Annotated in this window: 15 protein-coding genes; 7 read left to right on the top strand and 8 right to left on the bottom strand. The window is 73.2% G+C overall.

All coding sequences use genetic code 11. The features are described 5' to 3' along the window. Window positions 1-186: 186 nt before the first annotated feature. The 6 genes from sbnA to AB0927_RS31485 form a co-directional block, all read right to left on the bottom strand. The gene (gene sbnA, locus AB0927_RS31510; RefSeq protein ID WP_366671188.1) at window positions 187-1212 is read right to left on the bottom strand and encodes a 2,3-diaminopropionate biosynthesis protein SbnA; all 1026 of its coding nucleotides are present in this window, start codon (window positions 1210-1212) and stop codon (window positions 187-189) included. Window positions 1213-1246: 34 nt separating this feature from the next. Continuing rightward, complete coding sequence (sbnB, locus tag AB0927_RS31505; RefSeq protein WP_366671187.1) at window positions 1247-2317, bottom strand: 2,3-diaminopropionate biosynthesis protein SbnB; 1071 nt, start codon at window positions 2315-2317, stop codon at window positions 1247-1249. Then, window positions 2314-3318 carry a TauD/TfdA family dioxygenase gene (locus tag AB0927_RS31500; protein ID WP_366671186.1) on the bottom strand — a complete coding sequence of 335 codons (1005 nt, stop codon included), beginning with the start codon at window positions 3316-3318 and terminating at the stop codon, window positions 2314-2316. Before AB0927_RS31500 ends, sbnB begins: the two co-directional genes overlap by 4 nt. A 42-nt stretch (window positions 3319-3360) precedes the next feature. After that, window positions 3361-6615, bottom strand: a complete 3255-nt coding sequence (locus AB0927_RS31495; protein WP_366671185.1) for an amino acid adenylation domain-containing protein — start codon at window positions 6613-6615, stop codon at window positions 3361-3363. Between the two features lie 13 nt (window positions 6616-6628). Next, window positions 6629-9238: a Pls/PosA family non-ribosomal peptide synthetase gene (locus AB0927_RS31490; protein ID WP_366671184.1), complete on the bottom strand. Its 2610-nt coding sequence runs from the start codon at window positions 9236-9238 to the stop codon at window positions 6629-6631. 221 nt (window positions 9239-9459) lie between these two features. After that, window positions 9460-9951, bottom strand: a complete 492-nt coding sequence (locus tag AB0927_RS31485) for a hypothetical protein (protein ID WP_366671183.1) — start codon at window positions 9949-9951, stop codon at window positions 9460-9462. A gap of 237 nt (window positions 9952-10188) precedes the next feature. Here AB0927_RS31485 and AB0927_RS31480 point away from each other — a divergent pair, with 237 nt between their 5' ends. Continuing rightward, on the top strand, window positions 10189-10524 hold the full coding sequence (locus AB0927_RS31480; RefSeq protein ID WP_366671182.1) for a hypothetical protein: 336 nt from the start codon (window positions 10189-10191) through the stop codon (window positions 10522-10524). Between the two features lie 67 nt (window positions 10525-10591). Here the strand turns inward: AB0927_RS31480 and AB0927_RS31475 are convergent, their stop codons facing one another. Beyond that, the gene (locus tag AB0927_RS31475) at window positions 10592-11062 is read right to left on the bottom strand and encodes a hypothetical protein (protein WP_366671181.1); all 471 of its coding nucleotides are present in this window, start codon (window positions 11060-11062) and stop codon (window positions 10592-10594) included. Between the two features lie 119 nt (window positions 11063-11181). On the opposite strand from AB0927_RS31475, the gene AB0927_RS31470 reads away from it, so the two are divergent. Continuing rightward, the gene (locus AB0927_RS31470; protein WP_366671228.1) at window positions 11182-12327 is read left to right on the top strand and encodes an MFS transporter; all 1146 of its coding nucleotides are present in this window, start codon (window positions 11182-11184) and stop codon (window positions 12325-12327) included. Window positions 12328-12415: 88 nt separating this feature from the next. After that, the gene (locus tag AB0927_RS31465; RefSeq protein WP_366671180.1) at window positions 12416-14812 is read left to right on the top strand and encodes an NB-ARC domain-containing protein; all 2397 of its coding nucleotides are present in this window, start codon (window positions 12416-12418) and stop codon (window positions 14810-14812) included. An 88-nt stretch (window positions 14813-14900) separates the two neighbouring features. On the opposite strand, the gene AB0927_RS31460 is transcribed toward AB0927_RS31465, so the two are convergent. After that, on the bottom strand, window positions 14901-16694 hold the full coding sequence (locus tag AB0927_RS31460) for a hypothetical protein (RefSeq protein WP_366671179.1): 1794 nt from the start codon (window positions 16692-16694) through the stop codon (window positions 14901-14903). A 122-nt stretch (window positions 16695-16816) separates the two neighbouring features. Here AB0927_RS31460 and AB0927_RS31455 point away from each other — a divergent pair, with 122 nt between their 5' ends. The 4 genes from AB0927_RS31455 (at window position 16817) to AB0927_RS31440 (ending at window position 20244) form a co-directional block, all read left to right on the top strand. Next, complete coding sequence (locus AB0927_RS31455) at window positions 16817-17434, top strand: TetR/AcrR family transcriptional regulator (protein ID WP_366671178.1); 618 nt, start codon at window positions 16817-16819, stop codon at window positions 17432-17434. A gap of 111 nt (window positions 17435-17545) precedes the next feature. Then, entirely contained in the window at window positions 17546-18775 is a 1230-nt protein-coding gene (locus tag AB0927_RS31450; protein ID WP_366671177.1) for a cytochrome P450, read from the top strand. Window positions 18776-18829: 54 nt separating this feature from the next. Then, window positions 18830-19024: a ferredoxin gene (locus AB0927_RS31445; protein WP_366671176.1), complete on the top strand. Its 195-nt coding sequence runs from the start codon at window positions 18830-18832 to the stop codon at window positions 19022-19024. Further along, on the top strand, window positions 19021-20244 hold the full coding sequence (locus tag AB0927_RS31440) for an FAD-dependent oxidoreductase (RefSeq protein WP_366671175.1): 1224 nt from the start codon (window positions 19021-19023) through the stop codon (window positions 20242-20244). Before AB0927_RS31445 ends, AB0927_RS31440 begins: the two co-directional genes overlap by 4 nt. The last annotated feature ends 73 nt before the right edge of the window (window positions 20245-20317 follow it).

Raw genomic sequence — 20317 nt, 5'->3', positions numbered from 1 at the left:
GCCGCGAGCGGGATCGGGAGCCACGGTGGATCACGGTCCGGAGGGAATGGCCTGTTCCCTACCGTTCGTGTGGGGGAGGGGCGCGAGAACGGCGCGCAGGGGCTCGCGCACGCCCCCACCTCGCGCACGGCGAAGGGCGCCTTCCGGGCGACGTCCCCGGTCAGGCGCCCTTCCTGGGGCGTGGCACTAGGATCGGCGCCTGCGCTCCGACGTCCGGGTCGCGGACTCGACCTCCTCCGTCACCGGGTCCAGCCCCTCGGCGTCCAGGACGTGATCGCCGTACAGGTCCTGGAGCCAGTTGGTCTGGTAGACGGTGTCGAGATAGCGCTCGCCCATGTCGGGGGCGACGGCGACCGCGGACAGGCCGCGGGTGTCATGCCGGGACAGCCAGTCCGTGGCCCCGCTGACCACCGTCCCCGTGGAGCCGCCGAACAGGAAGCCGCGGCGGGCCATGCGGTGGCACATGCGGATCGTGTCCGCCTCCTCCACCCGGATCACCTCGTCCACGAAGGACTCGTCCAGCAGCGGCGGGCGCATGCTCATGCCCAGGCCCGGGATCATCCGGCGCCCCGGCTCGCCGCCGAAGGCCACCGAGCCCACGCTGTCCACGGCGACGATCCGCACGGGCCGGTGCCACTGCCGGAACCAGCGGGCGCAGCCCATCAGGGTGCCGGTGGTGCCCGCCCCGATGAACACGACGTCCAGGTTCGGGAACTGCTGGGCGATCTCCGGGGCCGTGGTGCGGTAGTGCGCCCGCCAGTTGCCCGCGTTGGTGTACTGGCTCAGCCAGACGTACCGCTCGTCGGACGCGCACAGCTGGCGCACGTACTCGATCCGCGTGCCGAGGAACCCGCCGTTGGAGTCCTGGTCGGCGATGACGTGCACCTCGCTGCCGAGCGCCTCCATCAGCAGTCTGGTCGACAGGTTGCAACGGGAGTCCGTCACACACAGGAACTGGTAGCCCTTGCTGGCGGCGATCATGCTGAGCGCCACGCCGAGGTTCCCGGAGGAGGACTCGACGAGGATGGACTCCGGCGTCAGGAGTCCGTCCCGCTCGGCACTCTCCACCATCTCGTTCGCGGCCTTCAGCTTGATGGAGCCGGCGAAGTTGAAGCCCTCGCACTTCAGATGGAGGGGCTGTCCGCAGATCGACTCCAGGTCGACGAAGAGACGGCCCTCGTTGAAGGCGTAGGGAGCGGTAATGACAGGCACGGCGGACCTCCTGGTGCCGGGCCGAGGACGGGCCTCAGCCGTACCGGCGCAGGTCGTGGAAGAAGTCGTCGATGAGGCGGAGGCTGCCCGCCCGGCAGACCTCGTCGTAGACGTACTTGCCGACGGCGAGATCGAGGACACCGAGGCCGAAGGGCGAGAAGATCACCGGCCGGTCCGCCGGCGGCGTGGCCCGCCCGAGCAGCACGTCGTTGAGCGTGCCGTCGAGGAAGCCGCGGTCGCCGGTGAGCTGTTCGACCAGATGCGGTGAGGTGTCGGCCTTCAGACAGTGCTCGACGTCGTCGACGAAGTTGGCGGCGCCCAGCAGGACTTCGGGGGCCAGGTCCCGCAACGACACGTGCAGGACCAGGGGGTTGTGGGAGAACCACGCCGGATCGGTGACATGCGGCTTCCCGGCGACGGTGGCGAAGACCACGAGATCGCTGGCGCGGACCAGCTCCTCGGCACTCCCGTGCACGGTGACCTGCCCGCCCGCGCCGCTCTGGCGCAGATAGCCCCGGAACCCCTCGGCGCTCTCGGCGGACACGTCGTGCACGCCGACCGCGTCGAACTCCCAGCCGGTGCCGGTCAGGAAGGTGTGGATGTACCGGGCGATCAGCCCCGTGCCGAAGAACCCGACCCGCGCGGGCCGGACGGACCGGCCGCGGCTGAGCCAGTCGGCCGCGAGCGCCGCGGACGCCGCGGTCCGGGTGGCGCTGATGACGGAGCTTTCCAGACAGGCGAACGGATAGCCGGTCTCCGGGTCGTTGAGGATCAGCACCGCGGAGGCCCGCGGCAGCCCGGAGCGCACGTTGTCCGGGAAGCTGGAGATCCACTTCAGGCCGTCCACCCCCACCGGCCCGCCGATCGAGGCCGGCAGCGCGATGATCCGCGAGGAGGGACGGTCCGGGAAGCGCAGGAAGTACGACGGCGGGTTCACCGACTCCCCGGCCCCGTGCAGCCGGTAGGTGGCCTCCACCAGCGCCACCAGCTCCCGCTCGCGCCCGGCCAGCGCTCGCTGCACCTGCTCCCCGGAGACCACCGCGAACGTCGGCGCCGAGGGCTCGCCCGCCGGCTGTCCGGCGGTTGTCGTCAGGAGATCGGTCATCGCTCGCTCGCCTCCGGGATCGGGCAGCCGTCGGCGAGCCGGTGCGGATCGGCCATGCCCACCAGCACCTGCCGCTCGCCGGTGAACGGCTCCCGGCTGTGCGCCGTACCGATGTTGTCCACGAGCAGCAGATCCCCGGCCTGCCAGGGCTCGCGCCGGGTGTGCGCCTCATAGGCGGAGTTGAGCAGCTCGACCACCTCCACGCCGATCGGACTCCCGTCCCCGTAGAGGGTGTTGAACGGCAGCCCGTCCTCGCCGTACATGTCCACCAGGTACTCGCGCACCTCCGGGGCCAGCGTCCACTCGTTGAGGAACGCGATCTGGTTGAACCAGCAGCGCCGGCCCGTGACCGGATGCCGGACCACGGCGCTGCGCCGCTGCCGGGTGCGGAGCGAACCGTCCGCCCGCCAGGCGAACTCGATGGCGTGCGACCGGCAGTAGCGCTCGATCTCCGCGCGGTCCTCGGTGCCGAACGACTCGGCGAGCGACGCCCCGATCTCGTCGTTGTAGCTGCGGGTCAGCAGCCAGCCCTCCCGCTCGAACCGCTCGGTCAGCGAGGCGGGCAGCGCGTCCAGGACCTCCGCCGCGTCGGCCACCGCCGTCGCCCCGCCCTCGGCGGGCGCGACCGGACACGCGAACAGCATCAGGGACGGCACGTCCAGCGTGTAACTCAGCTCGTGGTGCATGCACATCGGCTGGTTGGCCGGCCACGGAGTGGAGGTGTACACCCCCGGCCCGAGGCATTCCCGAGGCGCGAACGCCTCCCGCTCCGTCATGAGTTCACCGGCGAGCCGCGCGAAGACGGCACCGATCCGGTCCGCGTCCCGCAGTCCCAGCCCGCGGACGAGCAGCGCCCCGTGCTCGGTGACCGCGGCGCGCAGCGCCTCGCGGTGCTCGCCCGCCCAACTCAGGGGGTCGCCCGGGGAGTCGACGCGCAGCAGCGCCGGTCTGTGCGGCCGCAGCTCCACCTCGAGCGGTGCTGCCAGGGATGAGAACGGCATCTCGGTTTCCTTTCGGTTGCCCGGCTGGAGGGTCCGCGTGGCTCAGGACGTGGCCAGGGGTACGGCGGCCCGCAGTACGGCCCGCGCCGCCTCGGCCGGCCGGGTGCGCGGGAAGTAGTGCCCCCCGTCGGCGAGTTCGTGCAGCTCCACCTGATTGGCCAGCAGCAGCCAGTCCCGGTGGCACTCGGCGGCGCCGGCGGTGTGCGGGTCGTCGGCCGCGACGACCACCGTCAGGGGCGCGGACAGCTTGGGCGGCGACGGGGTCTGCAGCGCCGCTCGGAAGTAGCGGTGCGCGGCCACGCAGTCGTGCCGGTAGGCGGCGCCGATGTGCTCGGCGTGCGCCTCGGTCAGCTCCGCCAGTTCGGTGTAGCCGCCGTCCGCGGCGAGCCGCGCCGCGATCTCGGCATCGCCGAGCCCGGTCAACTCCACCACGGCGGCGTCTCGTTCGTCGGCGGTGCCGAGGAGCTGGGCGCCGATGAACACCCGGGTGACCGGCACACCCCGCTCGGCGAGCCGCCGGGCCGTCTCGATCGCGGGCGCGGCACCCGAGGAGTGGCCCCACAGCATCACCCGGGTAAGCCCGCGGGCGATGATCTCCGCGGCGACCTGCTCGGCCACCTGCGCGATCGAGGCGAAGGGCTCCTGGTGCGCGGCCAGATCGTGACCCGGCAGGTCCACCGCGAGGACCGCGAGCCCGCTGTCCGCCAACGCGCCCGCCAGCGGCTGGAAGTTGACCGCGTTGCCCCCCGCGTACGGGAAGCACACCAGCGCGCCCTGGCCCGCGCCCGCCCCCTCCGCGAGCGGTTGCAGCAGCTCCCCGTGCTGCCTGCTCGCGCCGTCCAGCAGCGCGGCCAGATCGGCGAGGACCGGGTGCCGGGTGATGTCCTTGAGGGACACCGCCCGCTCCAGCGCGATGCTGAGCTTGACCGCGGTCAGCGAGGTGCCGCCGGAGTCGAAGAAGTGGTCCGAGCGGCACACCCGCTCCTCGGGCACGCCCAGCACCTGCGCCCAGGCCGCGGCGAGCCGCCGTTCGGCCGGGCCGACCGGGACGTCCGCCGCCGGGGTCTCCCGTGCGGCCTCCCCGGCCTCCCCGGCCAGCGCGGTCAGCGCCTTGCGGTCGATCTTCCCGTTGGCCGTCAGCGGCAGGGCGTCCCGCCAGTGGAAGGCCGAGGGGAGCATATAGGCGGGCAGTACCGCGGCGAGCGCCTCGCGCAGCTCCGCCACCGGCCGGGGCGTGCCCGCGCAGAAGGCGATCAGATGCTTGCCGCCGGCGCCCCGCTCGGTGACCACCACCGCCGCGTCCCGCACCCCGGCCACCCGCAGCAGCGCGTTCTCGATCTCCCCGATCTCGATGCGGAAGCCGCGGATCTTCACCTGGTTGTCCCGGCGGCCCAGGAACTCCAGCTTGCCGTCCGGGTGCCAGCGCCCCCAGTCACCGCCCAGATAGAGCCGCTCACCGGGCCGGTACGGGTCCGTGCGGTACGCCTGACGGGTCCGCTCGGGATCGTTGACGTACCCCCGGCCCACGCAGACACCGGAGAACGCGATCAGGCCGGGCGCGCCCAGCGGCACCAGCGACAGCCGCTCGTCCACCACGTAGACGCGCACGTTGTTCACCGCGCGCCCCAGCAGGATCCGCTCCGGCACCCGGTCCAGGACCTCGTGGTTGGTGTCGTCCGACGTCTCCGTCAGGCCGTAGGCGTTGAGCAGCCTGATGCCCGGCTGGATCGCGAACCAGCGCTGCGCCAGCTCCCGCTTGAGCGCCTCACCGGTCACCGACACACAGCGCAGGTCGGGCAGCTCACGCGGCCGCTGCTCCAAGTAGGAGACGACGACCTCCAGATAGGAGGGCACCAGCTGGGCCACCGACACCCGCCCGTCCACCAGCGTGCCGACGAAGCGTTCCACGTCGGTGATCTCGTCCTGCCCGACCAGCAGGGTCCGCCCGCCCACCAGCAGCGCGGACACGAGCTGCCACAGCGAGATGTCGAAGCACTGCGGTGCCGTCTGCGCCACCACGGAGCCCTCGCCGATCCCCAGATCGTCGATCTTGGCGAACAGGTGGTTCAGCAGCCCCGCGTGCTCGCACATCGCCCCCTTCGGCTGGCCGGTGGAGCCGGAGGTGAAGTAGATGTACGCCAACTGGTCGGCGCCGACCGGCACGTGCAGGTCGGCGTCGGCGTGCGGCTCCGCGTACGCCTCCTCGACCGGCAGCCGCACCGCGTCCGCCACCGAGGCCAGCGCCTCGTCCAGGGTCCCGGTGCTGCCGGACTCGGTCAGCACCAGCCGGCAGCCCGCCCGCGACAACGTTGCCGCGATCCGGCCGGCCGGGAAGTGCGGCTCGATGGGCAGATAGGCGCAGCCCGCCTTGAACACCGCCAGTGTCGCCGCCAGCCAGTCGAGGTCGCGCTCCATGACGACGGCGACCACGTGCTCCCGGCCGGCGCCCCGGTCGAGCAGCGCCCGCGCCAGCCGGTTGGCCCGCCGGTTCAGCTCGTCGTAGGTCCACTGCCGCTCGCCCCGCACGGCCGCCACCGCGTCCGGACACGCCCGCACCCGCTGCTCGAACAGTTCGTGCGCCCGCGCCTCGGGCAGCGGCCGGTGCGGACCGGCCAGCCCCTCCAACTGCTCTTGCACCTCGTCGTCCGACAGCAGGCTCCGCGCGCCGTGGTCGGTGTCCGGTCCGGCGGCCAGCAGCCCGAGGGCGGTCACGTGGTAGCCGCCGATCCGGGCCACGGCGGCGGCGTCCAGGACGTCCGTGCGGTAGCCGAGGCGCAGCAGCAGCCGGCCGCCCCGGTCGGACCAGCGCACCCGCAGGACACCGTCGTCGGCGTGGTTCTCGTCCGCCCCGACGGGCCCGAACACCACCTCGTACGGCGGCTCGGTCAGCCCGAGTTCGCGGCGCAGCTTCTCCACCGGGAACTCCCGGTGCGCCAGCACCTCCGCCTCGGCCCGCTCGGCGGCCGCGGTCAACTCCCGCCAGGAACCCGGGCGGACGGCCAGCCGGCAGGGCAGCGGTTCGCCGCGCACCCCGGTGGTGTAGCCGGTGACCACCTCCGGCTCGCCGGACAGCGCGGCCAGCACCTTGGCGTGCGCCGCGAGCAGCAGCGCGCTGACCGGCACACCCTCGCGCCGCACCAGCTCGCGCACCGCCCGCGCCACCTCCTCCGGCACCGGCACCTCGTGCTCCGCCGCCCCGGGAGCCGGCTCCCGGACCCAGCGCGGCACCGAGGTGACACCGCCGGCCGTCAGCACCCGCTGCCAGAACTCCCGGTCCGCTTCCACGCGCGTTCCCATCGAATGGCCTTCCTCAACTCGCGGTCGTCGCACTGGCATTGGCTGGAGACACAGCCCGGAAGGGGTCGCCGGGCGGACCGTCGGCCGCCGGCAACTCCACTGCCGGATTGCCGCCCCACCACGCGTGCGGCGGCACTTCCTCGCCCTTCATGAGGAAGGAGTCGGTGACCAGCACCGAGCCCTCGCCCATCGTCACGCCGTAGTGGACATGGGCGGAGACGCCCAGGGTGCAGCCGGCGCCGAGCCGGATGTAGTCGGACTTGAAGGTGCCGTCCTCCTGCGAGTGGCACTGGATCTTGCTGCCCGCGTTGAGGGTGCACCCGTCGCCGATGACCGCGAGGGTCCGGTCGGTGATGTAGCAGCCGTCGTCGAACACCATGCGGCCCACGCGCACGCCCATCAGCCGCCAGACCAGGCTCTTGAAGGGGGTGCCGTTGAAGATGTCGAGCCACTGGTCCGGAACCTTCCACAGGCGCTCGATCCGCCAGAACCTCCGGTCGTAGATGGAGCACAACTCGGGCCGCAGACCGCGGAACCTGGTCAGGCAGCGCTCCAGCGCGATGTAGTAGGCGGTGGAGAAGGCGAGCGTCAGCGCCAGATAGGCGGCGATCACCACATGGCCGGCCATGCCGTACAGGTCGACCGTGGCGAGGGCGAACAGAGTGAGGGCGAAGACGTGCAGCCAGCGCGCGAACAGCATGCAGGCCATCGAGCGCAGGTTGTAGCGGTTCTTCGCCCCGAGGCGGAGGCCGAGTTCCGCGCCCTCGCGCAGATGGTCGAAGCGGGCGTCGCGGTCCACCGAGCGGGGGATCTCGAAGCACGGCGAACCGAGCAGTCCCACGCCCTGTCTGATCTCGCCGTCCAGCGGGATCATCACCTTGGTCGCGAGCAGGCAGTTCTCGCCCGTCCTGCCGCCCACCGGGTAGGCGATGTTGTTGCCGAGGAAGTTGCGCGGCCCGATCGACACCTTCGACAGCCGGAACGACGTGCTCGAATAGTCGGCGTTGAGGATGGACAGACCGTCGGCCACCATGGTGCCGCTGCCGACCGAGACCAGCAGCGGGGTCTCGTGCTGCATCTCGGTGCCGAAGTTCGAGCCGGTCTGCTCGACGTGCGACAGGTCGTACCCGAGGCCGCGCAGATAGTGCACGATGTACGAGCTGTCGCCGAACAGCCAGGCGAAGAACCTGATGTTCGTCATGCGGGCCGTCGTGCGGTGCAGCGTGTAGTGGAGGCCGTAGAGCGGATAGACCCGGTCCGGCCGGACGATCAGCCCCAGCAGCCGCGGCAGGGTGTACACGGCGGCCAGGCCCACGACCGCGAAGCCGAAGAACAGCGTGAGGGAGAGCAGCAGCGAGTCCGTGAGCAGCTCGGCCGGTGCCAGCGACTGCGTCTGCGGGTCGAGCCGTTTGCCGATCGCCGGTATCGCTGTGAACAGCATGTACGTCCCGCCGACGGCCAACGGCAGGTAGATGAAAAGCAGTTGGAACAGGGTGCCCAGGCTGTAGCAGGTCCGTCGCAGGGTGCCGCACCGGGCGGGCGGGACGCGCAGGTAGTCGGTCCGCGCCGGTTCGGCGGGGGATCCGTGCCAGCGCCCGCCGGCCGGGACCGACTGGCCGCGGTGCAGCGCCGAGGCGTGCCCGAGCTGTGCCCCGTCGCCCATCGCGGTGTCGATGTCCAGGGTGGTCTTCTCCCCTATGAACACGTTCTCGCCGAGGGTGATCCGGCCGGTCTGGATACGGCCCGCGTGCGCCCGGTAGCCGAGGATGAAGGAGTCCTTGCGGATCACCGTCCCGGCGCCGATCGTCACCAGGTCGGTGCAGACCGGCAGGGTGTGCGAGAGGATCGTGACCCCCTTGCCGATCCGCGCGCCCAGGGCCCGCAGGTACAGCACGTACAGCGGCGTTCCGGCGAGGAGGACCATCGGGTTCGCGTGCAGCAGCACCTTCACCAGCCAGAACCGCATGTACGCGAGGCCCCAGACGGGGAACTCGGCGGGCTTCCAGCGGCCGACCAGCAGCCATTTCGCCAGGACCGGGAAGAGGCACAGGGCGAGGAACCCGGCGCCGCCGAGGACCAGCGACCGTACGTAGATGTCGGCGACCCCCCTGCCGGAGGAGACCCACTCGTAGCCGCTGGCGGTGACCAGGCCGGAGGCGAGCGAGTAGCCGAGGAAGACCAGCAACTGGAAGGTCCCGCACAGGGAATGGAGCAGCCGGCTGGTGCGCGGCGGTGGCGCGGGAGGCGTCACGGGCGCGGGGGCCGAGGACGCCGCGGGAGCCGTCGGGGCGGCCGTGGCTGCTTCGTCCGGCGGGGGAGCGGCCGGTGCGAGGGCCCGCGCCAGATCCCGGATGGTGGGATACCGGTAGATGTCCCGCATGGACGGGGACGGCAGGTCGGGCCGCTTCCGCACCCGTGCGCAGAACTGGGCCATGACCAGGGAGTTGGCACCGAGGTCGGTGAAGAAGTGGCTGTCCACCGGGACCTGCTCGACGCCCACGAGCTCGGCCAGCGTGTCCGCGAGTCCGCTCTCGGTCTCCGCTTTGTCCGGGCCGGCGCCGTTCACGGGGAGGACGGGTGCGTCCGGCCCGCTTATATCGATCTCGGAGGACTGCTCCACCATTCGATCTCCTCGAGAACGTGCTGGTTGGCTGATGCGCTTTCCTGATCACGAACCGCCCGTTCAGTGTGGACAGGGCACCGTATGCCTGTCATTTCGAGGCGATTGACTGATGTGCCGGAAATGCCCGACTGGGCCGTGATCCTGGGGTGTCCGGGGCCGAGGGGCGCCGGGTATCACCCGTTTGGCGGTTCACTCGTGCGGCAGCGCCGGGGGCGGCGGGGTCAGTACCGCAGGGCCGTGCCGACGGCCGCCCGCACCTCGCCGTGCAGCCTGCGGTTGCTGTACGCGGTGCCGTGGCCCGAGGCGTGCGCGGCCACGTTCCTGACCGTCAGCACCACGACGTCCAGCAGATTGCCGCTGGCGTCCGTGAAGTTGACCTGGACGGCGAAGGACTTGGCGGAGGAGGCGGTGTTCCGCGCGGTCACCGTGGTGGTGGCCCGGCCGTCGCCGCCGATGCTGACGGCGCCGAGGCTCACCTGGTCCTTGGCGTTCAGACCGCCCTTGGCCTCCTCCAGCCTGCGGCCGGCCTCCGCCGAGGCCGAGGCGAGCGCGTCGCCCCCGCGGGAGGCGAGCGAGGCGGCGGCGGAGGCCGCCGAGGCCGCCTGTTCGGCCGGGGTGGGGGAGTTCTGGGTGCCGTTGCCGCACCCGGCCGCCGTCACCATGGCCAAAGCGACCGCCGTGCCCGCCGTGCCCCGTCTCCAGTGCCCTGTCATGCGTGACTCCCGTGCCCTCGCGGCTACTCTTTCCGCTCAGTCAAGGGTGGGCGGCCGTGCCCCGCACACCGGGTGCGACACCCGTGCCACACCGGCACCCGAAAGGACCCGCGGGCGCCGCTGAACAGGCGATGCGTGCGGTGCGGGCGTCTTCGCCGGGCGGGTCCGCGGACTCTGACGGATAGTGGTGGGGGGACCAGGTCCCCCGGCAGCACCCGCCTTGGTACAGGAGGCCCGATGCGCGCTTCACGGTCGCTGGCCGCGCTCACCGGTTTCGCGTTGCTCGGCATCGCGCTCACCGCCTGCCAGGACCAGGCGTCCGGTCAGATCGTGGCACGGCACAATGGACGGATCGTACAGAACCTCACCAACCCGCAGGTCGAGGGCTGTCACCGCTTCCCCGAGGGTGTCACCCAGGTCACCAACCAGACCCAGAGCAGCCTGCGGCTCTACACGACCCCCGACTGCACCGTGCCCGCGGGCGGTTCGTACGTCTTCCTGGACATCGGCGCCACGGACCAGGCGGTCAGGGCGACCGGCCTGTGGAACAGCTTCTCGTTCGCCCCGGAGTGAGGGGGCGGGGGCCGCGTGGCACCCGCCCACCGGGCGCGGGACCGGCGGCCCCCCGGTGCCGCCGCGCTCAGCCCGTGGAGGGCGCGCGCCGCGCGCCGAGCCTGCCGGGCAGGACGCCGCCGAGGGTGCGCAGCGCGATCGCGCCGACGAGCACGGTCACCACGGTGAGCAGGACCCAGGCGGCGGGCCGCCAGCCGCTGAAGCGCAGGGCGCCCGCCCAGCGAACGCCGTCGTTGCCGAGGACCGCCAGCGGGAACGTGAAGGTCCAGTGCTGAAGGCTGAACGGCACGTGCAAGTAGCCCGGCAGATACACCAGTTGCACCAGAACCATGAGCAGCATGACCCCGCCGAGGGTGAGCCAGAAGTAGATGCCGGCGCCGAACGCCGCGACGGCGGCGCGGTGATCGCCGATGCTGGTGAACCCGATGCTGGTGATGAACGAGCCGGCCACGACCGGCAGGAAGTACCCGGTGTGCAGCTCGTCCCGCTCCAGCGAGCCCTCCAGCCAGTGCGCGACCAGGACGGCGGCCAGCAGCACCAGGACGCCGGCGGCGACATGCCGTTACGGGGCCCCGGACCGCCTGCTACGTTCGCCCTGTGTCGAGCGAACCCGCGCGTGGGGACGTCATGACCCCGCCCCCGCGCCCGTCCCGGCAGATGTGGCCGCTCTACGCCGCCGGGTTCACCACCGCCTTCGGCGCGCACGGAATCGCCGCGAACCTCGGCGGCCAGGCGCGGGGCGCGGTCACCTCCCTGCTGGTGCTGGGCGGGCTGCTCGCGCTGTACGACGGCGCCGAGGTCGTCCTCAAGCCGGTCTTCGGCACCCTCGCCGACCGGATCGGCGCCCGCCCGGTGCTGCTCGGCGGGCTCGCCGCCTTCGCCGCCGCGTCCGCCCTGTACGCGGGCGCCGGCGGCCCCGGCTGGCTGTGGGCCGCGCGCCTCGGCCAGGGCGCCGCGGCCTCCGCCTTCTCGCCGTCCGCCGCCGCCCTGGTCGCCCGGCTCGGCCCGGCGGCCGAACGCGGGCGGGTCTTCGGGAGTTACGGCTTCTACAAGTCCCTCGGCTACGCGCTGGGCCCGCTGCTCGGCGGGGTCGTGGTCTGGGCCGGGGGCCTGCGGCTGCTGTTCACCGTCCTCGCGGTGCTCGGCGCCGCGGTCGCCGGCTGGGCCGCGCTGGCCGTCCCCGTCGTACCCCCGCTGCCCAGGGCCCGGCAGACGGTGCTGGACCTCGCCCGCCGGCTGGCCGACCCGGCCTTCCTCGCCCCGACGGCCGCGCTCGCGGCGGCGACGGCGGCCCTGTCGGCCGCGGTGGGCTTCCTGCCGGTGGCCGGCCGCGCCGACGGGCTCGGCACGGTGGCGACCGGGGCGGCGGTGTCGGTGCTCGCGTGCTGCGCGGCCGTGGTCCAGCCCTGGGCCGGACGCGCGCTGGACGCCGGCCGGCTCAAGCCCCGCAGCGGCCCGGCCCTCGGCCTCGCCGTCACCGCGGCGGGCCTGGCCTGCGCGATGCTGCCCGGCCTGACCGGTATCCTCCTCGGCGCCGCCCTCACCGGCGCCGGCACCGGCCTGGTCACCCCCCTCGGCTTCGCCGCCCTGGCCGCGAGCACCCCCGCCGAACGCCTCGGCCAGACCATGGGCACCGCCGAACTCGGCCGTGAACTCGGCGACGCGGGCGGCCCCCTCGTGGTCGCCGCGACCGCCTCCCTGACCACCCTCGCCTACGGCTTCGGCGCCCTCGCCGCACTGATCGCCCTGGCCGCGCTCACCACCCTCGCCACCCTCCGACCCCGACCCGACGAAACGGCCTGAACCGGCCCACGGGCCGGTGCCCGTCCTCCCCCTCCCCGTACCCCTTTGTCGATACGATGGCCGGGATGGCGAGTTGGGGGAGTGCTGGGTGGAACCGTTGATGGACTTGGTGTTCTCTGCCGTCGGCACGGTCGCCTCCGGCGCGCTGTCGGGTGCGGGCGGTGAGATGGGCAGGCGGATCTCGGAGCGGCTGCACGGACTGCTCGGCCGGGCGGGCACCGAGCCCGGTGCCCCATCGGGTCAGCAGGTACTCGTCCTGCCCGTCACCGAGCACGAACGCCGGGCCGCGGCCTTACGGCTGGTGGAACTCGCCCGCACTTCCCCGGAGTTCGCCGACGAGCTGCGGGAATGGGTGCGTGAGGCGTCCTGGCTGGCGCCGGGCGCGGCGCGGGCCCTGGCGCCCAGCGCCGCCCGCCCGCAGATGCTGCCGCCCGCCACGGCGGCGTTCACCGACCGGGAGGACGTGCTCGCCTGGCTCAAGGGCCTGCTGGACGACACCGACCGCGCACCGGGCGCACCGGTCGTCGCCGCCCTCACCGGGCCGGGCGGCATCGGCAAGACCGCCACCGTCGTCCGGTGCGCGCACGAGCTGCGCGAGCGGTTCGAGGACGGGGTCCTGTTCGTCGACCTGGCGGGCGCGTCCGCGGGCACCGCCCTCACGCCCTCCGAGGCGCTCGTCCGCTTCCTGGAGAGCCTCGGGGTCGACACCATCCCCGGCGACGAGTCCCGCCAGCGGGACCTGTTCCGGGAGCGCACGGCCGGCCGGCGCATGATCGTCGTACTGGACAACGCGCTGAACGACGCGCAGGTCCTCCCCTTGCTGCCGGCCTCGCCCGGGTCTCTCGTCCTGGTGACCAGCCGGCACCGCCTCGGCCGGCTCGTGGCCGAACAGGGGGCGCATCCCTTCACCCTGCGGCCGCTGTCGACCGCGGACTCCGTCCTGCTGCTGCGGCGCGTCGCCGGGCGGGCGCGGGCGGCCGCCCCGGAGGAGGTCGTACGGGCCGTCGCGGAGGGCACCGGCGGCATCCCGCTCGCGGTGTGCACCACCGGCGCCGGACTCGCCGTCCGCGAGCACCTCTCCTGGGACAGCGTGGCACGCGGACTCTCCGACCGGATCCACGGCACGAGGCAGACCGGAGCCCCCGTGGAAGAACCCGGTTCAGGTGCCGGGGACCCGGTCCGGCTCGCCCACGACGTGTCGTACGGCGAACTCACCCCCGAATGCGCCGCCTTCTACCGGGCGCTCGCGGTATGGGCGTGGCCGACCGTGAACGTCCTGTGCGCCGCGCCGGCGGCAGACGTCGAGGAGGCTCAAGCGCGGGAGATGCTGGAGGAGTTGGCCCGCGTCCATCTGCTGGAGGAGGTCGCGGAGGAGCGCTACCGCTTCCACGACCTGGTCCGCGCGCACGCACGCGAACTGGCGGTCGCCGAGGACGGGGAACGCCGGATGCGCGAGGCGGTCCGCCGGGTGGCGGTGGCGTATCTGCGGTTCGCGGCGGCGGCGGACCTGCGGGTGATCCGGCACCGCTGGCACCTCGGCCCCGTCTACGACCGCCTCCCGGCCCCGGCGGCACCCGAACCGGGCGACAGCGCAAGGGCGTTGGCACAGTTGCGCGCCGAGCGGGAGAACCTCGCCGCCGTCATCCACGCGGCCGATCACCACGGCTTCGACGACCTGGTGTGGCAGCTGTGCGAGGCGATGTGGAGCCTGCATCTCAGGCTCGGCTTCCACGCCCAGTGGATCGAGACGCATCTGCGCGGGGTCGAGGCCGCCCGCCGCAGCGCCGAGGAGTTCGGCGACCGGCGCGCCGTGGGCCGCATGCTGGTCCAACTGGCCTTCGCCTACATGGGAGTCGGCGAGGCCGACAAGGCGGAGGAGGCGCTGGAGGCGGCCGTCACCGCCGACGAGGCCTGCGGTCATCGGCGCGGCCAGGCGACCGCCCTGGAGGCCCTCGGACTGCTCCGCCTCAAGCTGTGGCGCCACGACGAGGCGCGGCAGGGCTTCGAGGAGGCCCAGCGCATCCTGGGGGGCGTCCGCGAGGGCGACGACGGATGGCGGGACGTCCCCCGCGCCACCGCGCTCCTGGCGCACCACATCGGCCGCGTCCTCGCCGGGGAGGGCCGGTTCCCCGCCGCCTTCGAGCGGTTGAACGACGCGCTGGTCCGCTTCCGCACCCTGCCCGACGGAGCCGACGTCTACAACGAGGGCCGCGTCTACATGAGCCTGGGCGAGGCCCACCTCGGCGCGGGCGACCCTGAACTCGCCCTGGTCTGCCTGGACAAGGCCGTCGAGACCATGACGGCACAGGGCGCGGGGCTTCAGCTCGCCGACGCGTTGGAGCAGCGGGCCGAGTGCCATCACCGGACCGGCCACCCGGAGCGGGCCGCCGAGGATCTGCGGGCCGCCGCCGCGCGGTACGACGCGCAGGAGAACGGCATCGGCGCGGCGCGGGCAAGGGAGCGCCTTGCCGCGCTGGCGGCCTGAGGCGGTGCGAGGGTCTTTCGTTTGGATCAGGCCGGATCAGGGAGCGGTGCCAGGGCCCGCGAGCCCGGCATGATCCAAACGAGAGGCCCTAGGCCGGGGGTGGTGACAGCCGTTCGACCGTCACCCGGTGGGCCACGGCACCGGTGCGCACCACGAGGCGCGGCACGGCCTCGGAGACCTTCCGCCCGCTCGCGATCCAGGCGTGCAGCGCGGAGGCGTACGCGGCCGGATCGCACAGGTCAGGGCGCCCGTCCGGGCCCGGGGCTGCGGACAGCCGCAGCAGCTCGCCCTGCCGGGTGCGTACGACGCAACGGTCAGGACCGTCGGCGTAGGCCGCCAGCGCGCAGTACGGGTACCGCGCCAGCGCCTCCGCCGTCCAGGCGCCGGGCGGCCCGAGCCGTGGATCGTCGGCGGGCGCGTGCCGCAGCACGACGTCCGCGAGGCGCAGCCGGCCGGCCTCCCGGGTCTCCTCGTCCACCGCCGTGTGCGCGAACTCCGCACGCGCCGCCGGTCCCGCCTCCGGATCGGGGGCGTCGCCGGACACGGGGTGGCGTACAAGCGTGACCTCCGGCGTCCGTCCCTCGGCCACGTCGGCGAAGACCCGGACGGGCGTGGTACGACGGGCCGGTCGATGGGGCGGCAGCGGCAGCGGGTCGAGCAACGCGGCGTGGCCGGCGGGCTCCGGCAGGCCCATGAGGCGGTAGAAGAGCCCGCGCAGCAGCCCGGCCGACTCGCCCGGCGACGAACTGGCCTGCTCGGCGAAGTGCGCGTAACGGCCCGGCTCGTGGGCGTCGATCGCCGCGTCGATCTGCGCGCGCAGGCTGCCCCGCCGGACCAGCCGGGGCGCCGTACGCCCGAGCGCGGCCACCGGGGAGTGCGGGTCGAGCGCGTCCTGCGGAAACGCCCCGAGGAGCACGGGGACGCCGATGGCCGCCGCGTAGTAGGTGACGCTGGAGTGGTCCCCGAGCACACAGTCCGACGCGATCAGGGCCTGCCGCCACCAGTCGAGCGGCGGCACGGCGTCCAGACCGGCTCGCCGGGCGTGGTCGAGCCAGGCCCTGACCTGTCCCGGACCGTGCCCGTACCAGATGTTCGGGTGCAGGACGGCGACGGAGCGGTACTCGTCGGCCGGCAGCTCCGTGGACAGCCGGGACAGCAGCCAGGGCAGCAGATCGCCCGCGTCGTCCGGCTCGCTCGCGTCCGTGGTGCCGAACAGGGACCGCGACGACCAGGTCGAGCTGAGGACGACCAGCCGCTGCCCCGGCGCCACGCCGAGGGCCCGGCGGAAGAGGTCGCGCTGCGGGAGCGCGCCGATGAGCCGGTCGTAGCAGGGGTCGCCCGCCAGTACGGCCGTGGGCGCGGCCTGCGGACAGGAGGCGCGCAGCCGCTCCAGCTGTTCGGGATGCGACAGCACGGTGGCCGCGGCGAGCGGACGGCCGCGGTGCAGCAGCCAGTCCGGCGACAGGCCGAAGACCGGTGCCGAGGCACGGTGTCCGGCATCCGGGGCGGCGAGCCGCTTGTTGTAGCCCATCCCATGGGACAGGACGACCAACTTGGCGCGTATCTCGTCCAGTTCACCGCCGTAGCTGGCCGAGACGGCGAGGTCGAACGTCGTCTCCTTGGCCTGCTCCCACGGCAGGACGGGCAGCCCCGTGCCGGCCAGCAGCTCGACCACGCCCGCGAGGAAGGGCGACGACCCCGTGCACGTGGCGAACAACTGGAGCCGTACGTCGCCGCCGAACAGGGGCAGCACGTCAAGCAACCGGGTCGCGGACGTCACGTTGTGCACCACGAGCAGCACCCGGCGGCACCCGGCCCGCGTGACCCAGCGCTCCGCGTCCGCCCCCACCGGCACCCGCAACCGTGTTGCCCCACCCGTCACCACTGGCGCGTATCCCCGTCCCGGCCTGATCGATTCGGCGTTCTGCGGCTGTCAGCCCGATGCTATGCCCGCCACCTCCGATAATGCTTCACCCCGGCAGGCGGGAGACGGAGGGAGCACAGGTGGCCGACACGTTCAAGCGCCGCGTCCCGAGCCAGTGGGGCGAGGGCGGGGTCCTGAAGGAGGAGATCCTGGCCGCCGCGGCACGGCTGCTGGCCGAGTCGGGCCGCGAGGAGGCGCTGTCGCTGCGCGCGGTCGCCCGGGAGGTCGGGATCTCCGCGCCCAGCGTCTATCTGCACTTCAAGGACCGCTCCGAACTGGTCGCCACCGTGACCCGGCGGGCCTACGAGAAACTGGTGGCCGAACTGCGCGAGGCCCGCGCGCCCCGCGACGGCCGCGCTCCCCGGGTCGCGCTGCGGGCCATGGCGCACCGGTATTGCGACTTTGCGCTGGAGAACCCCCGGCGCTACCGGCTGATGTTCGGGGTCGAGCGCATGGTCGGCCCGCGTGAGGATTCGCCCCGGCACCCGGTGTGGCTGGTGCTCGGGGCGTGGGAGGAGGCGCTGGCCGCGCTGCCCACGGCCCGCTCCGCCCAGGTGGACGGCGGGCAGGACGCCCTGCTGCTGTGGTCGGCGCTGCACGGCATCGTCACCATCGCGATGGCGCTGCCCTTCGAGGTCGACCGTCGCGGCCTCGCCCGGCGCGCGGACGACCTGCTCGACCGCATCGTGGCCGAATAGCGACGGCGAACCCTTCGGCCCCGTTGACGCGCTCACCACACTCCCTAAAGTTGCCTGAAGCACCTAACACCGTTAGGGGTGTTGGGTGTCCCCTCTGCCGAGGAGGCAGGTATGACCGAGACCGTCACGGACACGCCGACCGGGCTTCCCGAGCACCCCATGCCCCGCGCCGCCGGATGCCCCTTCGACCCGCCCCCCGCCCTGAAGACCCTGCAGAGCGAGCGCCCCGTCTCCCGGGTGCGCATCTGGGACGGCAGCAGCCCCTGGATGATCACCCGCCACGAGGACGTACGCGCCCTGCTCGGCGACCCGCGCATCAGCGCCGACCCCCGGCACCACGGCTACCCCCACCGCAGCGCGGCGACGAAGGAGCGGGACCAGGTCCGCAACACCTTCCTCACCATGGACGACCCCGAACACGCCCGCCTGCGCCGCATGGTGACGGCCCCCTTCACGATCCGGAAGGTCGAGGCCCTGCGCCCGTCCGTGCAGCGGATCGTGGACGACCTGATCGACGAGATGCTCGCCGGGCCCAATCCCACCGACCTCGTCGAGGCGTTCGCGCTGCCCATGCCGAGCCTGGTGATCTGCGCGCTGCTCGGCGTGCCGTACGAGCAGCACGACTTCTTCCAGCGCAACACCCGTGTCCTGGTGCGCCGTACCTCCACCCGCGAGGAGATGCTCGCGGCGTCCGAGGCGCTCACCGACTACCTGGACGACCTCCTGACCACCAAGCGCGCGCACCCCGAGGACGACGTGCTCTCCGCGCTCGCCGTCCAGCGCGTCGCCACCGGCGAACTGACCCAGCGCCAAGCGGCCGAACTCGGCGTCCTGTTGCTCGCGGCGGGACACGAGACCACCGCCAACATGATCGCCCTCGGCACCCTGGCCCTGCTGCGCAACCCCGGCCAACTCGCCCTGCTCCGCGGCACCGACGACCCCCGCACGGTCGCCTCGGCCGTCGAGGAACTCCTGCGCTACCTCAACATCACGCACTCCGGCCGCCGCCGCGTCGCGCTGGAGGACATCGAGATCGGCGGCGAGCTGATCCGCGCGGGCGACGGCGTCATCCTCGCCAACGACATCGCCAACCGGGACGCGGACGCCTTCCCCGACCCCGACCGGCTCGACCTCACCCGCGACGCCCGCCGCCACGTCGCCTTCGGCTACGGCGTCCACCAGTGCCTCGGCCAGCCGCTCGCCCGCGTCGAACTCCAGGTCGTCTACAGCACCCTCTACTCCCGCATCCCCACGCTGAGGCTGGCCACGGACTTCGACCAACTGGAGTTCAAGCACGACGGCTTCGTCTACGGCGTTTATGAACTACCCGTTGCCTGGTAGCACTTCACAGCACCGCGATCTTCGTACCACCGCGAACCACGAAACGAGGAACCCATGCGCGTGGAAGTCGACCAGTCCAAATGCGTCGCCTCCGGGCAATGCGTCCTGATGGCACCCGAGGTCTTCGACCAGGACGACGACGGCATCGTCGAACTGCTGGACGCCACCCCCGGGCCCGAGCACGCGGACGGCGTGCACGAGTCGGTGGCCATCTGCCCCGCCGCCGCGATCCGGCTGGTGGCGGAGTGACGGGCGCCCCGCCGCGCCGCATCGTCGTGGTGGGCGCCTCGGCGGCCGGTCTGACGGCCGCCGAGACCCTGCGCCGCGCCGGTCACGACGGCTCGCTGACCCTCGTCGGAGGCGAAGCGCACCCGCCCTACGACCGGCCGCCGCTGTCCAAACAGGTCCTCACCGGCACCTGGGAGCCCGAGCGGGTGCGACTGCGCCGCCCGGCCGATCTCGACGCCCTCCTCCTGGACCTGCGGCTCGGCGTGCCCGCCGCGGCCCTCGCCCCGGCGACGCGGACGCTGACCCTCGCCGACGGCACGCGGCTCACGTACGACGGCCTGATCATCGCCACCGGGGTCCGGCCGCGCCGGCTGCCCGAGTGCGACACGCCCGGCGTCCACGTCCTGCGGGACCTGGACGACGCCCTCGCCCTGCGCGAGCGGCTGTCGGCCGGTGGCCGGCTGGTCGTCGTGGGCGCCGGGTTCCTCGGGGCCGAGGTCGCCGCCGCCGCCCGTACCCTCGGCGCGGCCGTCACCCTCGTGGAACCCGCCCCCGTCCCCCTGGCCCACGCCGTCGGACGGCAGGTCGGCACGCACCTGGCCCAGGTCCACCGCGACCACGGGGTGGACCTGCGGACCGGGACCAAGGTCGCCGGGATCACGACCGGGGCGGGCCGGGCCACCGGGGTACTGCTCAGCGACGGCACCGCGATACCGGCCGACGACGTGCTGGTCGCCATCGGCTCCGAGCCCAACACCGAATGGCTCGCGGACAGCGGTCTGCGCCTGGCCGACGGTGTGGTGTGCGACCAGTACAGCGCCGCCGCGCCCGGCATCTACGCGGCGGGCGACGTGGCCCGCTGGCACAACCCGCTGTTCGGCACCGACATGCGCGTGGAGCATCGGACGAACGCCGCCGAACAGGGCATGGCCGCCGCCCGCAACCTCCTCGACCCCGGGCAGGCCAGACCCTTCGCGCCGGTGCCCTCCTTCTGGTCCGACCAGTACGACCTCAGGATCCAGGCCTTCGGGCACCTGCGCGATCACGACGAGGCCCTGGTGGTCGACGGCGACCCGGCCGACGGCCGGTTCCTCGTCGCCTACCGCAGGGGAACGGCGCTGACCGGAGCGCTCTCCGTGGGCATGCCGCCACGCGCCCTGCGCCCCTGGCGGACGGCGATCGCGGCCGGGACCGAGTGGACGAGTGCCCTGGACGGCCCACCGGAGCCGGACCAGGCTTGACACCAGGCAGCTCAAGTTCTAGTCAGTCTCCATAGGCAAGGAGGTCCGGGGAACACGGGTGGGGGAGCAGCCG

It is taken from the genome of Streptomyces sp. NPDC048106, assembly GCF_040706415.1.
GTDB lineage: Bacteria > Actinomycetota > Actinomycetes > Streptomycetales > Streptomycetaceae > Streptomyces.
This window is presented reverse-complemented; position numbering and strand designations above follow the sequence as displayed.